This window comes from Flavobacterium sp. FlaQc-48 (assembly GCF_044007335.1).
In the GTDB taxonomy this organism is placed as follows: domain Bacteria; phylum Bacteroidota; class Bacteroidia; order Flavobacteriales; family Flavobacteriaceae; genus Flavobacterium.
Map to the genome: position 1 here is coordinate 269,308 of NZ_JBIPCR010000005.1, position 15,281 is coordinate 284,588.

Consider the following 15,281-nt stretch of genomic DNA (forward strand, 5'->3'; position numbering starts at 1 on the left):
GTCCTATTTGTTTTTAGCCGAAGCAATTTTAGTATTTATACCAAACGAAAAAACCTTGCTTTCCTTTTGAATATATTGGTAAATGGCAAGTGCTTTTCCTAAAAAATCAAATTGTTTTTCCTGGGATAAGCCAACTAAAATATCTGCAAATTGTTCTTGCTGGTTCCAATCTAAGTGACATTGTTGTAATAGAATGATTAATTCTTCTTCGGGTATTTCAATTGTTCTTTCTAAGCTTAAACCAAAACTTTTAAGTTGCTCGTCTATAAGACTTGTATCTTCAGCATTCCAAAACTTGGGAACAAAAATGAGCGCATGCAAAGTTCGCAGCGTGTTTTCTATTCTAATACTTTCTTCGTCTCTTAAGCCTTTGTTGAGCATGGTTTACTGTTTTAACTGGATTTAGATTTCTGATTGTAAGTTGTTGTTGTACGACTAAATATCAATTTTCCATCCGGAAAAGAATCATTATTATGTCTGCCAAAATTTTTAATTGTGCGGTAGATGAAATACAAAACGGGTAAAGAGTAATATATAAAACCCATACATATTGGTACATAGGGTTTTTCTATAAACAATCCGCTTGATTTTACAGTGTCAAAATAGTGTGATTTTTCTAAAAAATCTTCTGTTAATCCAAATTTCGGAATCAAGGCGTTCCCAAATGCTACAGCAAAAATTAAAAAGAAATAAAACATTGCTTTAGCAACAGATTTCCCTATTTGTATTGCCCTAATTTCCGGACTTACATCTGAAAAAGCAAATCGCATCCGGTTTAAAACGGTTAGCAAATAGATATAAAAAATATTTGTATTAACTACAGAATGATTAAAACCGTAAGCAAACAGTCCATACATGGGAAAAAACACCAAGAGTGATAATTTTTTAGGCATAACCGCCATAAAAACGCCCGAATGGACCATTATAAATTCGAAGGCCATTAAAACAGCCAGGTCATTTATCAGACTAACATCATGTTCTTCCGGATGCATCCAAACCATTAAAAAAACAGTCGCATAATACGCCTGAAACCCATATTCTATGAAAGAAAACGGAGAATTTTTATGGAAGTTTATATTGGCAAACATCAGGCATGGTTTTTTGAAGCTATCAGTCCCAGTCGCAATTTTCAAGTCTGAAAACTGCGACCGGATACCGAATACTATATTTTAGTTCCCGTATTCCTTAACCGCGTCAATAAACGCTTTTGCGTGGTCTACAGGTATATTTGGTAAAATTCCGTGACCTAAATTTACAATATATTTATCTTTTCCGAACTCGTCGATCATTTCGTGAACCATTTTTTTGATGGTTGGAATTGGAGAAAGCAATCTTGACGGATCAAAGTTTCCTTGTAAAGTAATATTTCCACCAGACAAATAGCGCGCATTTCTAGCCGAGCACGTCCAGTCTACCCCCAAAGCCGAAGCTCTGCTTTTACCCATTTCGCCCAGAGCAAACCAACATCCTTTTCCGAAAACAATAACCGGCGCGTGATCCGCCAAAGCTTCAACGATCTGGTTGATGTATTTCCATGAAAATTCCTGATAATCAACCGGCGAAAGCATTCCTCCCCAGGAATCAAAAATCTGAACAGCATCAACTCCTGCTTTTACTTTTTCTTTTAAGTATAAAATGGTAGTATCTGTAATTTTTTGTAATAATGTGTGTGCTGCGGCAGGGTTTGAGAAACAAAATCCTTTTGCAGTATCAAAACTTTTAGAACCTTTTCCTTCAACAGCGTAACAGAAAATGGTCCACGGTGAACCGGCGAAACCAATTAAAGGCACTTCGTCGTTCAGCATTTCTTTAGTCAATTTAATGGCATCCATTACATAGCCTAAACTTTCCTGAATGTCCGGAACATAAACACGGTGAACATCAGCCAAAGAACGAATTGGGTTTGGCAAAAACGGACCAAAATTCTCTTTCATTAAAACTTCGATTCCCATTGCTTGCGGTACAACCAGGATATCCGAGAATAAAATTGCTGCATCCGGTGCAATTCTGCGAATAGGCTGAACCGTGATTTCGGCAGCTAATTCCGGAGTCTGACAACGGGTAAAAAAATCATATTTATCACGTAAAGCGATAAATTCCGGTAAATATCTTCCGGCTTGACGCATCATCCATACTGGCGGACGTTGAACAGTTTCTCCTTTTAATGCTTTTAAAAATAGGTCGTTTTTTAACATTGTTTTTATATTTTAAACCTAACAGTTTTTTAAAACCTGTTAGGTTTGTTGTTATTATTTATATTCTTCAATTACATCTTCGATTACGTCTTCAACCGTAGGCTGATCTGCAATGATGATGTTTTTGGTTATTTTATGTAAAGCTTCTGCAGTGGTTTCTCCTATGCAAAAGCACTTTTCTTTCTTAATCGTGTTGTCTTTCAAATAACTTTCAACGCCGGAAGGACTAAAAAATAAGATTCCGTCAACGATATTTTTTATTTTTTGTGGAGTCAACGAAGTATCATAAACCTGAATTTCATTGAATTTCACATCAGCATCTTTTAGAGCTTGTGGTAAAGTATCTCTACGAAGATTTCCGCTAAAAAAAGTATAGCTTTCATTACGGTAAATCAAAGTAATAATTTCGGCTAAATCTGAAGCATAACCGGTATAAGCCACTACATTAAATCCGTTTTCAGATAAAAGGATTTTTGTTTTTAAGCCCACACAAAACACGTTTTTGCTTTTCAGTTGTTCTGATTTCGGATCGGATAAAACACTGTAAACGGCATTTTGACTCGTAAAAATCAGATTTTCGTTGAGGTCTTTCAGTTCAAAAGGTTTGTTTTGAGTTTGAATGAAATCAGATTCGATTACTTCAATATTGGCTTTTACCAATGCTTGTTTTTGTTCGCCTGATAGCTTTTTTGTAGATAATATGTTGATTCTATTACTCATTTAATATATTTTTGAATTGCTCAGTAGTAGGTAATTTACCTTCTAACTCTTTAGGTAATTTTTTACTCAAAATATATTCTGAGACACCAATTGGTTTATTCACGCTTCGTAACGCATATTCTACTTCTAAATGATCCTTTTCCGGAACTAATAATATTCCAATACTTGGTTTGTCATCATCTTGTTTTAGCTGATCGTCTATTAATTGAAGATAGAAATCAAGTTTACCTATAAATTCGGGCTCAAATTCAACTACTTTTAATTCTACAGCGACTAAACATTTTAATATACGATGATAAAATAGTAAGTCTATATAATAATCTTTATTGCCTAATGAAAGGCGATATTGATTTCCAATAAAGCAAAAACCGTATCCTAGTTCTAACATAAGTCTTTTTACCTTCTCTACCATAGAATTTTCTAAATCTCTTTCGGAAATAGGTTTATTTATATCAAGAAAATCTAAGCTATAAGTGCTTTTAATACTTTCTTGTGCTTGTTCTAAAAACTGTTCTGCTAATACTTTTTGAAAATTATTTTGTGATGGATTTTGCAGGTATTTATTATATGAGTCGGCCTTAATTTGATGCAATAATACTGATCGGCTGTATTTGTTTTTTATAGTACTTTCTAAATAAAATATTCTTGCTTTTGGATCTTTTACCTTCTGAATAATTAAGATATTGTGTTGCCAAGGTACATTTGTGACAAGATTTTTAATGTTTCTTAAATCTGAATCAACTTGATTCAGATTTGAATACTCGTTAACCAATTGGCGCATAAACCATAGATTTCTTGGCGACCAGCTGATTCCTTCTCCAATTGTTTTGCTTAAGTCATTACTTAATAGTTCAACAATTGATTTCCCCCAGCCAAACTCTTCTTGTTTTTTAATTATAAGTTCTCCTATACTCCAGTATAAGGTGTTAGAAATAGTTTGAACAGATTGGACAGCCTTAATCCTATGATTTTGTACCAAATTAGTTACTTCAACTAAAAAGGATTCATATTGAATAGCTATGATCTGATCGTTAATTTCCATGAATTTTAAAATTATTTTTTAAGGGATTCTTTAATAGATGCCATCAATTCTGCTCCGCCATTATTTAAAATTTCCTGCGCAGCGAAGAATCCTAGTTTTTTCCATTCTGCAATATCAACAGTTTTGTCGATTTCAAGTTTTTGTTTTCCGTCAACAGAAAGTAAAACACCTTGAAAATGTAAAGTATCTTCGTCTTCGTTATAAGTAACTAAAGCTCCAATTGGCGCAGTACAGCCCCCTTCTAACGTTCTTAAAAACTGACGTTCGATATGTGTACAGATTTCAGTTTCGATATGGTTTAATTGCGAAAGGGCGTCAAGTGTGTAATTGTCATTTTCCATTGCGACAACCAGCATTGCGCCTTGTGCCGGTGCCGGAACCATCCAGTCTAAATTGATAAAATTTCCTGGTTTCAGGTTAATGCGCTCCAAACCTGCAGCGGCAAAAACGGCTCCGTCCCAGTTGTTGTCTTCTAGTTTTTGCATGCGCGTATTTACGTTTCCGCGTAAATCAACTACCGTATGGTTTGGGTATTTGTTAAACCATTGCGCCTGACGACGTAAACTTCCGGTTGCAATAGTACTTGGATTCGCAAAATCAGGATTGCCTTTGTGAACTAAAATATCCAGAACATTGGCTCTTTCTAAAACGGCTGCCTGAACAATACCCTTTGGTAAGGCTGTTGGAACATCTTTCATCGAATGAACTGCAATGTCAATATCACCATTGATCATGGCAATATCTAAAGTTTTAGTAAAGATTCCGGTGATTCCGAGTTCATAAAGAGGTTTGTCAAGAATAATGTCGCCTGTAGATTTTACCGCAACAATCGAAGTTTTATACCCTAAATCGTTTAGTTTTTTTTCGACAGTATGTGCCTGCCAAAGTGCCAATTCGCTATCGCGAGTTCCAATTCTGATTGTTTTTTCAGCCATTTTGTTGAATTTCACCATATAAGTTATATAAGATAATTTAAGCTGTTGGGGTCGGAAAAAAATAATTGACCGTTTGCTATTAAATGGACTTATATAACTTATATGGTTTAAATTTTATTTAAGATGCTTTTATTTTGAAGACTTTCTCGATCCATTCGATGCTTTCATCGACCATCGTATCGTCGTCTTTTAAGTGATTGGCAAAATGAGTAGTGATTTTCTGGATGATTCTGTTGCTGATGATTTCGGCTTGGGCTTCATTAAAATCTGCAATTTTACGGCTTTGAAAATCCAATTCTGAAACTTTAATAGCATTCAGTTTTTCTTTTAAAGCATTGATTGTTGGTGCAAATTTGCGGCCTTTAGTCCAAGTTACAAATTCCTCTTTTACTTCTTCGATAATTGCTTCGGCAGCAGGAATGTGTAGTTTTCTGTTTTCTAGAGTTTCATCTGTCAATTGTGACAAATAATCCATATGAATTAAAGTCACGCCTTCTAATTCCTCTACGTTTTCATGAACGTTTTTAGGAATCGATAAGTCTAAAATCAATAAAGGTTTTTTTAGATTTAAAATGGCTTTGTCTACCGTTGGGTTTTGAGCACCTGTAGCGACAACCACAACATCCGCTTTTTGAAGTTCTAAGTGTAACTCTGAATAATCTTTAACAATCAAATTGAGTTTTCCGGCCAATTTCTCAGCTTTGTCCTTAGTTCGGTTAATTAAAGTAATGTGTTCGTTTTTGGTATGTTTGACAAGATTCTCGCAAGTATTTCTTCCGATTTTTCCTGTTCCGAAAAGTAAAATGTTTTTATTGCCAATATCTTCTACATTTTTAATAATGTATTGTACCGATGCAAAAGAAACCGATGTTGCGCCTGAGCTGATTTCAGTTTCGTTTTTGATCTTTTTACTGGCCTGGATCACCGCGTTTACCAGTCTTTCTAAGAAAGCATTGGCCAATCCCATAGATTTTGAATGGGCAAAACTGGTCTTGATTTGGGAAATTATCTCAAAATCGCCTAAGATCTGACTGTCTAAACCAGTTCCTACGCGAAACATATGACTAATAGCTTCCTGATTTTTATAAACGAAACCAACTTTCTGAAAAGCATCAACTGAACCGTTGCTGTTATCGCAAATTAGTTTTATTAATTGAAATGGATGTTCTGCAAAACCATAAATCTCGGTTCTGTTGCAGGTCGAAGTGACAATCAAACTTTCTATTCCTTCTTCTTTAGCCTGTTCCAGCAAACGCGTTTTTGCAATTGCATCCAAACTAAATTTACCTCTTACCTCAGCATCGGCTTTTTTATAACTCAGACCAACTGAATAAAAATAAAGATGTTTCGGTACGTTATTGTTTTCCATAAATTCACTTTCATAAAAGTGTCAACAAAATTATGATTATAGTGTTTATAAAAGTAACGCTCAAAGTACTTTTTGTATCGCTGCATGTTTTTTTGTTTCTAAAGAGCTGTTTTTATGCAAAAAGAAGTATTTTTGTAGCAAAATCAATTGGTTAGAAACGTTTTGTTTAGAGTGATTCTAAATAAGGTCAGATGATTATCTTGATTTTTATTCTTAAAAAACATCGCTATGAGTTCTCAGGAAATTATTAAAATTGAAGACGACTTTACGCTTATTCGTTTTCAAAATGACAGTTCAGAGCCCTTTTTCGGACAGCACGAAGTTGGTAGTGGCCTGATACAGTTTCATTTCGGGATAAAAGGGAATGCTAAATTCTTGTTCAATCAGGGCACATACGCCTTAGATCTGAAAGAAGAAAAATCGCTGCTTTTGTATAATCCGCAGAAGGAATTGCCGCTGAATTTAGAATTAGCTCCAAATTCCTGGGTGATCTCCGTAATAGTATCAATTAAGAAATTTCACGCGTTGTTTTCTGCCGAAGCAGATTATATTACTTTTTTAAGCCCTGATAATAAGGACAAAAAGTATTATAACGAAGGAAATATCAGTCCTTCTATGGCTATTGTGTTGAGTCAGCTGTTTCATTACAACCTTCATCCATCGATAAAAAACCTTTATTATAAAGGAAAAGGATACGAATTATTGAGTTTGTATTTTAACAGAACCGAAGATCCAAACGCAGAGCAATGTCCGTTTTTGATTGATGAAGATAATGTTCTGAAAATCCGAAAAGCAAAAGAAATCATTATCGCCAATATGGCTGAACCGCCCGGATTACAGGAATTAGCAGATGAAATTGGTTTGAATTTAAAGAAACTCAAAATGGGTTTCAAACAGATCTACGGTGATACGGTTTACGGTTTTCTGTTTGATTACAAAATGGATTTCGCCCGAAAACTGCTCGACAGCGGATCTTATAATGTAAACGAAGTAGGATTGAAAATTGGCTACAGCACCGGAAGTCATTTTATAGCGGCGTTCAAGAAAAAGTTTGCCACAACTCCTAAAAAGTATTTGATGTCGATTAATACGAATGTATAATGGTCAATAAATATTCAATAGTATTGTTACTTTTCTTATTCCTGTCTTGCAAATCAAAAGAAGAAAAAAAGTTTTTTGATTTTGACAGCGTTGAATATTATTCATTGAATAAAAGTAAAGAAGAAGAAATGGGAGAGAACAATAGTAAAAGCATTGACAATGGTATTTTTGATAAAATCTTTTTTGATAATTATCCTGAGAAGGTAAATAATGCTATTTTTTACAAAACAATTAATTCTCATGGGTTTTCTAAATTTGAGTTATCGCAGAAAGACATTGAGTATATAAGAGATGATATTTTTTTAGAGAAATCTTCTGTAAAGATGTTTGAAAATGTTTATGCCTGTGCACCGCAGTATAGAGATATTTTGATTTTTAAAAAGAATAAAAAAATTTCAGGGATAGCGAAAATATGTCTTTCCTGTCGCCAGTTTTATCTGATTAGTTCTAAAAAAGAAATTCAGACAGAGAACTTCGGAACAGAGGAAGATTACAAATCGTTAGAAAAACTATTTGAAACATATAAAAAGAATAAAAACTAAAGATGTTTCTAAGCATCAATTTTATAAATAAGGACATAAATAAAAAATAATAATTATCATATTTCTAAGAAGTGGCTAGTGCTACTTTTGACGAAAATTTAAACAAATGCTTAAAGCCTAAAGCTTAAAGCCTAAAGCAAGAAAATTATAATGAAAGGCGTATTATTAGTAAACTTAGGATCTCCAGAAAGTCCAACTGCAAAAGATGTAAAACCGTATTTAGACGAATTTTTAATGGACAAATACGTAATCGATGTTCCGTATTTGTTAAGGGCCTTTTTAGTTAGAGGTATTATTTTAAGAAAAAGACCGGAAGAATCAGCACATGCTTACGCTAAAATCTGGTGGGAAGAAGGCTCTCCTTTAGTAGTGCTTTCTGAAAGAATGCAGAAAAAAGTGCAGCCTTTAGTAAATGTTCCTGTCGCATTAGCTATGCGTTACGGAAGTATGACTATCGAAAAAGGACTTCAGGAACTGCACGATAAAGGCGTTACCGAAGTGTTGCTTTTCCCTTTATATCCGCAATACGCCATGGCTTCTACTTTGACGATTTTAGTAAAAGCAGAAGAAATCCGTAAAAAGAAATTTCCACAAATGACTTTTACTGATGTTCCCGCGTTTTACAACAAGCCGGATTACATCAAGAATTTAGCCGATTCTATTCAGAAACATTTAGTAGGTTTTGATTATGATCATTTGTTGTTCTCTTATCATGGAATCCCGGAACGTCATATCCGCAAAACCGATGTAACCAAATCGCATTGTAAAATCGATGGTTCCTGCTGTAACACGCCTTCGCCGGCACACGATTTCTGTTACCGTCACCAATGTTATGAAACGACAAGACAAGTGGTAAAATTATTAGGACTTCCGGCAGATAAATATAGTCTGACTTTTCAGTCGCGTTTAGCGGGAGACAAATGGTTAGAACCTTATACCGATGTTGAAATTGATAAAATGCCAGGAAAAGGGATCAAGAATCTGGCGGTTGTAACACCTGCTTTCGTCTCTGATTGTTTAGAAACTCTTGAGGAAATTGCCATGCGTGCCAAAGAAGATTTCGAGAAAAACGGAGGAGAAGAATTCTTAGCAATTCCATGTTTGAATGATGATGATGAATGGTGTGAAACGGTTGGAAATTGGATTAACGACTGGGCTAAATAGAAAATAGAACAAAGAGTAAAGAAAAAAGACTTTATAATGGAATATTATAACTACTTAAAATCGCTACATATTATTTTCGTACTAACTTGGTTTGTAGGATTGTTTAATATAGTACGTTTATTTGTATATCAAATTGAAGCCAACGATAAATCATCTCCTGAAAAAGAAATTTTGCAGGCACAATTTAAAATAATGAGCTATCGTTTGTGGTACATTATTACATGGCCATCTGCAATTTTAGCGAGTGTTTTTGCTTTTTGGATGTTGTTTTTTACTGATTTAGGAAATGCCTGGCTGAAAATGCCATGGATGCATATTAAATTAGGTTTCGTTTTTCTATTGTATTTGTACCATTTAAAATGCCATCAAATTTTTAAGCAATTGCAAAATGATGAAGTCAAATATTCAAGCAACTATATGCGTTTATGGAATGAAGGCGCAACAATTATATTGTTTGCAGTTGTTTTTTTAGTAGTTTTAAAGAGTGCTTTTAACTGGATTTTCGGAGTAGTCGGAATCATTTTATTTTCGGCTCTTCTTATGCTTGGATTTAAATTTTACAAAAGAATAAGAGAAAGAAAATAGTTTTTTTAGTTTCAGGTTTCAGGCTGTTACCCCAACAAAACCTGAAACCTGAAACCTGAAACAAACAAAACAAAAATATGCTGAACAACTTCAAAATGTCGATGCTTTCACTGCGTACCAGGATTTTCCTGTCGATGATTGTATTGATTGTTGTGGCATCTTTTTTATTGGCTTCCATTTCGATTATTCAGTTTAAAACCGAAGCCAAAGAATACCATCAGGAACGTCTCGAGCGAAAAGAAAATGCGGTAAAAGAACACATTAACTATGTGTTATCGACTACAACCTATCCGCTGAAAACCGGAAATCTGGATCTGATTTTTAAAGATAAAATCCACGAATTAGCCCAGATTCACAAAATCGAAATTAATATTTACAGCCTTGACGGGAAATTACTCAAATCCTCCAAAGAATCTTTTGCGGTAGATAAAGTAGCGCCGCCAATTCCGGAATATATCCTGAAATTAGTACGTTCTTCTATCGAAAAGCGTTTTGTAGATATTAAAACCATAGATGGAGTCAAAAACCGATCATCGTATAGTTTGATCAAAGATGAAAAATTCAAACCACTCGGAATTTTAAATCTTCCGTATTTAGAAGACGACGGTTATTATGATAACGAATTAAATACTTTCCTGATTCGTTTAAGCCAGGTGTATTCGTTTATGCTGGTTGTGGCATTTGCATTGGCGTATTTCCTTTCCACTTATATTACAAAGTCACTGAAAACCATTTCAGATCGTTTAGAAGAAACCAATCTGGATCAGAAAAACGAGAAAATCGTATTAGAAGCCAATAGCAAAGAAGTAAACTTCTTAATCAAGGCGTATAACGGAATGGTGGACAAACTCGAAACCAGTGCCATAAAATTAGCACAAAGCGAACGTGAAGAAGCCTGGCGCGAAATGGCAAAACAAGTAGCGCACGAAATTAAAAATCCGCTTACGCCAATGCGCCTGACGGTACAGAGTTTTCAACGCAAATTTGATCCGACCGCACCAGATGTAAAGCAAAAATTAAATGACTATTCCGAAACATTAATTCAGCAAATAGATACCATGACGGCAGTAGCTTCGGCATTTTCGAATTTTGCATCGATGCCGGCACAACAAAACGAAACCTTAAACGTGGTTGAGGTTGTCGAGCTTTCTTTGGATATTTTCAACGAAGATTATATTGTTTTTGAAAGTGAAGAAGAAGAAATCATCTCAAAAATGGATCGTACGCAATTAATCCGTGTCATTACCAATTTGGTTAAAAATGCAACACAGGCCATTCCGGAAAGTCAATTTCACAAATCTATTTTAGTTACTGTAAAACGACAGGACAATAACGTTCAAATTGCGGTAAAAGATAACGGAATCGGAATTCAGAAGCTGGATATTGGCCGGATTTTTGAACCCAAGTTTACCACAAAAACCAGCGGAATGGGACTAGGACTCGGAATTATAAAAAACATTATCGAAAATTACAAAGGAACAATTACCTTTGAATCAACATACGGAAAAGGAACCACATTTACAGTTTCTTTACCCATCACAAACTCATAAATTCAGCGTCATGAACTACGAAAATCTTTTAATCTCGATTGAAGAAAAAATAGCAACCGTAACCATTAACCGACCTACAAAACTAAACGCTTTAAACAAAGCTACTATCAGCGACTTGAGTAAAGCGGTAAAATTATTAGGCAAAAATGATGATGTTCGGGTAATCATAATTACCGGAAGTGGCGAAAAAGCATTCGTTGCAGGAGCCGATATTTCGGAATTTGCCAACTATACCATTGTCGAAGGTGCACAACTAGCAGCTGAAGGGCAGGAATCATTATTCGATTTTATAGAAAACCTGAAAAAACCAGTAATTGCTGCCGTTAACGGTTTTGCTCTGGGCGGCGGATTAGAATTAGCTATGGCGTGTCATTTTAGAGTAGCATCAGACAATGCTAAAATGGGATTACCGGAAGTAACTTTAGGATTGATCCCCGGTTATGGAGGAACACAACGTTTGCCTCAATTAGTAGGTAAAGGCCGTGCGATGGAAATGATCATGACCGCAGCGATGGTTTCTGCAGACGAAGCCAAACAATACGGTTTAGTAAATCACGTAGTACCACAAGCCGAATTATTGGATTTTACTAAAGGAATTGCTCAAAAAATCATTAAAAATGCCCCATTTGCCATCAGCAAAGCGATAAAAGCGATTAATGCCAACTATACAGATGGTAAAAACGGATTCGATACTGAAATTAAATCGTTCGGAAAATGCTTTGGAACGCAGGATTTCAAAGAAGGAACAACCGCATTCTTAGAAAAACGTAAAGCCGAATTTACAGGAAAATAATTTTCTTCTTAACCGCAAAGTTCGCAAAAGTTTACGCAAAGTACACAAGGAAATTATAAAACTTAGCGAACCTTGCGGTTAAAATAATAACACAAACAATCATGTCCTACGAACCTATATTCGCTCTTTTTTGCGAGCGCGTCAAAGAAAGCATCCAAGCCGGTACTTTTGCCAAATTAACTCTGGCAAAAACCATTGGTGATACCGAGATCAAAAACATCTATTTCCGTTTGGCGATAAATGAAGACAATACCTATTCAATCGCATTAACTACCCGTTACAAAACCGAAGAAATCGAAAGCACCCATACTTTAGATGAAGCGTTATTAGTGTTGGGGACTTATATCAAAAATCCGTTTTTGACCGCTTTGTTGTTTAGCACAGACAATGATGTGACGTTTAAAGTAAACAAAAAGAATGCAGGAAGTATTATCGAACAAGAACCAACATTCAAAAATGCGTCGCCGGTAATGTTAGAAATGATCGAGAAAGGAATTGTTTAAAATATAAAACTTTGTGGTAAACGGATTAAAATCCGTTGCTACAAAAATGGATTTGTCTAAATAAAAAAAACGTTCGCGACCGTCTGTGAATTTTCTCCACGAATCTCCGTGAAATAACCTATACCAGCTTCACAAACAGATTAGAAGCAATTTTATTAGATATAGACAATTCGCGACCATCAATTTTAATCCTAACAGATAAGTCGAACGATTCTTTAGATAAAAGTTCAATCTGAGAACCCAAAGCAATTTCCTGTTTGTCCAGATATTTCAAAAATTCTGATGAAGTATCTTTCACACCCACACAAACTCCGGTTTGATTCTCGGTTAATTCAGAAAGTAAGTGTTTCTCGATTTTAACAATTCTTCCGTTCGCATCCGGGATTGGGTCTCCGTGCGGATCTTCGGTAGGATTTCCCAGAAAATCATCCAGACGATTAATCAATTGTTCCGATTTGATGTGTTCCAGTTGTTCGGCAATATCATGAACCTCATCCCAGGAAAAATTCAGTTTTTCAACCAAAAAAACTTCCCATAATCGATGTTTTCGAACAATCATTTTTGCTGCTAACTTTCCATTTTCGGTTAAAGAAACCCCCTGGTATTTTTTATAATTTACTAAATCTTTCTCAGATAACTTTTTAAGCATATCCGTAACCGATGAAGCTTTAGTTTCCATCATTTCCGCAATAGCGTTCGTACTTACTTCTGAATCGTTAGAAGTAGTAAGGTGATATATCGATTTTAGATAATTTTCTTCTGAAAAAGTCATTTTTTTTATTTTTGAGGTTCAAAGCTGCAAAGCGACAAAGGTCCAGAGTTTTTACAACCTTTGTCGCTTTGTACCTCTGAACCTTTGTCCCTTTGAAAAGAACTATTTTTTAACAATCAACAAAGGTATTGAAATTTTATGTCTCAATTTGTCTACGGTTGTACCAAATAAAATATCTTTTAATCCAGTGTGGCCGTGGGTTCCCATAACCAGAACATCAAAGTTACCGGCATTAATAATCTTTGGAATCACGGCATTAGGTTTTCCGAAACCAAGTTCAGTTTCGATCCTGAATCCCTTCTGCGAAAGCATCTCTTTATATTCTAATAATAACCTTTCGTCGACAGTTGTTTCATGATCGTCAACATGCCCGCCATACATTAAAGCCCCAACGGTTTCTACAATATGAATTAAAGTGTATTGCGCGTCGATTCCGCCCAATTCAAAGGCATTGTTAAGTGCAGCTTCATCGGCTTTAGAAAAGTCTACTGAAATGGCTATGTTTTTCTTTCCGTAAGATTCTTTAGGAGTGTAAACCAGTTTTAAATGATGCGGAGAATGGTTTTCTATGTTTAATTTTGCCCTTGCTATAAAAGGCTTCGCAATGATGTATAACAACAAAGCCAGAAAACCAAAGGCAAGCGGAACAACCGTGAACCAAAGAATCACCGGATGACTTGAATCGGCAAGCCATGAACTGATTTCATCATAAACCAATTTTGCATTCAGCGAAACAATAATCAAAGCAATAATCCAGGCAGCAATTTGTGTGGTTCTTGAAATATGAAAACCCTTCATTTTGGTTTTATCACTCACAAAATGTATCAGGGGAATAATCGCAAATCCCAATTGCAAACTCAAAATAACCTGGCTTAGGATCAAAAGCTTTCCGGTTACGCTTTCTCCATAAATTAAAATCACGACAACAGCCGGAACAATCGCAATTAAACGTGTTATAATGCGTCGGACCCAAGGCTGAATTCTTAAATTTAAATAGCCCTCCATTACAATTTGTCCGGCTAAGGTTCCGGTTACGGTTGAGCTTTGTCCTGCGGCAATTAAAGCAACAGCAAATAAAATAGGTGCCCATTTGGTTCCTAACAAAGGCTCTAAAAACTGATGGGCATCCTGAATTTCGGCAACTTCAAACATTCCGTTTCTGTAAAATGTGGCTGCAGCCAAAATTAAAATGGCGGCGTTGACAAAAAAAGCAAGGTTTAAAGCGATAGTCGAATCTATAAAATTATATTTCAGAGCTTGTTTGATTCCTGCCGGAGTACGATCGAATTTACGGGTTTGTACCAATGAAGAATGCAGGTATAAATTGTGAGGCATTACGGTTGCACCAATAATTCCGATAGCGATATACAAAGCTGCAGAACTTGGAACGGATGGAATCAACCCATAAAGAACTTTATCCAGTTCCGGCTCGGCAAAAATCATTTCAAAAATAAACGAGAACCCAATAATGGCCACCAGAACAATAATAAAGGCTTCCATTTTACGGATTCCTTTATTGATTAAGAAAAGTAATAAAAAAGTATCTAAAACGGTAATCAAAACACCCTCAATTAGCGGAATGTCAAAAAGAAGGTTAATCCCGATTGCCATTCCTAATACTTCGGCAAGATCACATGCTGCAATAGCAATTTCAGCCAGAAAATATAAAATGTAGTTGATAAACTTCGAATACGTTTCTCTTGAAGCTTGCGCTAAATCGCGTTGTGTTACAATGCCCAGCCTTGCACTTAAGCTCTGAAGAAGCAAAGCCATTAAGTTACTCATTAACAAAACCCAAAGCAGCGAATATCCAAACTGACTACCGCCGGCAATATCTGTTGCCCAGTTCCCGGGGTCCATATAACCTACGCTTACTAAATAGGCAGGGCCCAAAAAGGCCAATATTTTTCTGAATCCTGTTTTTTTATGTTCTGTAGCAACCGATTGGTTTACCTCATCTAAAGATCTAGTCATTGTAAAAATGTTGTTTGAACAAATATATAGAAAAAT

General features: G+C 35.5%; 16 protein-coding genes. 7 read left to right on the forward strand and 9 right to left on the reverse strand.

Annotated features, from left to right (window positions below; genetic code table 11):
- Positions 1-3: 3 nt before the first annotated feature.
- The 7 genes from ACHRWY_RS10600 to hemA form a co-directional block, all read right to left on the reverse strand.
- A complete protein-coding gene (locus ACHRWY_RS10600) occupies positions 4-381 on the reverse strand; it encodes a hypothetical protein (RefSeq protein ID WP_395354421.1) in 378 nt (125 codons plus the stop codon).
- Positions 382-392: 11 nt separating this feature from the next.
- Positions 393-1,088 carry a hypothetical protein gene (locus tag ACHRWY_RS10605; protein WP_395354423.1) on the reverse strand — a complete coding sequence of 232 codons (696 nt, stop codon included), beginning with the start codon at positions 1,086-1,088 and terminating at the stop codon, positions 393-395.
- An 81-nt stretch (positions 1,089-1,169) separates the two neighbouring features.
- Positions 1,170-2,195, reverse strand: a complete 1,026-nt coding sequence (gene hemE / locus ACHRWY_RS10610; RefSeq protein ID WP_035687261.1) for a uroporphyrinogen decarboxylase — start codon at positions 2,193-2,195, stop codon at positions 1,170-1,172.
- Positions 2,196-2,249: 54 nt separating this feature from the next.
- Positions 2,250-2,915 carry a uroporphyrinogen-III synthase gene (locus tag ACHRWY_RS10615; RefSeq protein ID WP_395354425.1) on the reverse strand — a complete coding sequence of 222 codons (666 nt, stop codon included), beginning with the start codon at positions 2,913-2,915 and terminating at the stop codon, positions 2,250-2,252.
- Positions 2,908-3,957 carry a YhcG family protein gene (locus tag ACHRWY_RS10620; protein WP_395354426.1) on the reverse strand — a complete coding sequence of 350 codons (1,050 nt, stop codon included), beginning with the start codon at positions 3,955-3,957 and terminating at the stop codon, positions 2,908-2,910. Before ACHRWY_RS10620 ends, ACHRWY_RS10615 begins: the two co-directional genes overlap by 8 nt.
- Before the next feature lie 11 nt (positions 3,958-3,968).
- Positions 3,969-4,892 (reverse strand): hydroxymethylbilane synthase, encoded by a 924-nt coding sequence (gene hemC / locus ACHRWY_RS10625; RefSeq protein WP_395354427.1) that lies wholly within the window; start codon positions 4,890-4,892, stop codon positions 3,969-3,971.
- Between the two features lie 118 nt (positions 4,893-5,010).
- Positions 5,011-6,261, reverse strand: a complete 1,251-nt coding sequence (gene hemA, locus ACHRWY_RS10630) for a glutamyl-tRNA reductase (RefSeq protein ID WP_395354428.1) — start codon at positions 6,259-6,261, stop codon at positions 5,011-5,013.
- Positions 6,262-6,489: 228 nt separating this feature from the next.
- On the opposite strand from hemA, the gene ACHRWY_RS10635 reads away from it, so the two are divergent.
- The 7 genes from ACHRWY_RS10635 (at position 6,490) to ACHRWY_RS10665 (ending at position 12,499) form a co-directional block, all read left to right on the forward strand.
- A complete protein-coding gene (locus ACHRWY_RS10635) occupies positions 6,490-7,362 on the forward strand; it encodes an AraC family transcriptional regulator (RefSeq protein WP_042563598.1) in 873 nt (290 codons plus the stop codon).
- Between the two features lie 104 nt (positions 7,363-7,466).
- On the forward strand, positions 7,467-7,904 hold the full coding sequence (locus ACHRWY_RS10640; RefSeq protein WP_395354430.1) for a hypothetical protein: 438 nt from the start codon (positions 7,467-7,469) through the stop codon (positions 7,902-7,904).
- Between the two features lie 150 nt (positions 7,905-8,054).
- Positions 8,055-9,068, forward strand: a complete 1,014-nt coding sequence (gene hemH, locus ACHRWY_RS10645) for a ferrochelatase (RefSeq protein WP_395354431.1) — start codon at positions 8,055-8,057, stop codon at positions 9,066-9,068.
- Between the two features lie 36 nt (positions 9,069-9,104).
- Complete coding sequence (locus ACHRWY_RS10650; protein WP_395354432.1) at positions 9,105-9,653, forward strand: CopD family protein; 549 nt, start codon at positions 9,105-9,107, stop codon at positions 9,651-9,653.
- 134 nt (positions 9,654-9,787) lie between these two features.
- Positions 9,788-11,203 (forward strand): sensor histidine kinase, encoded by a 1,416-nt coding sequence (locus ACHRWY_RS10655; RefSeq protein WP_395354629.1) that lies wholly within the window; start codon positions 9,788-9,790, stop codon positions 11,201-11,203.
- 10 nt (positions 11,204-11,213) lie between these two features.
- Complete coding sequence (locus ACHRWY_RS10660; protein WP_395354433.1) at positions 11,214-11,996, forward strand: enoyl-CoA hydratase/isomerase family protein; 783 nt, start codon at positions 11,214-11,216, stop codon at positions 11,994-11,996.
- A gap of 101 nt (positions 11,997-12,097) precedes the next feature.
- The gene (locus tag ACHRWY_RS10665) at positions 12,098-12,499 is read left to right on the forward strand and encodes a hypothetical protein (protein ID WP_395354435.1); all 402 of its coding nucleotides are present in this window, start codon (positions 12,098-12,100) and stop codon (positions 12,497-12,499) included.
- Between the two features lie 118 nt (positions 12,500-12,617).
- Here ACHRWY_RS10665 and ACHRWY_RS10670 read toward each other — a convergent pair whose 3' ends face one another.
- On the reverse strand, positions 12,618-13,271 hold the full coding sequence (locus ACHRWY_RS10670) for a metal-dependent transcriptional regulator (RefSeq protein ID WP_395354436.1): 654 nt from the start codon (positions 13,269-13,271) through the stop codon (positions 12,618-12,620).
- A 102-nt stretch (positions 13,272-13,373) separates the two neighbouring features.
- Positions 13,374-15,245, reverse strand: a complete 1,872-nt coding sequence (locus ACHRWY_RS10675) for an Nramp family divalent metal transporter (protein ID WP_395354437.1) — start codon at positions 15,243-15,245, stop codon at positions 13,374-13,376.
- Between the last annotated feature and the right edge of the window lie 36 nt (positions 15,246-15,281).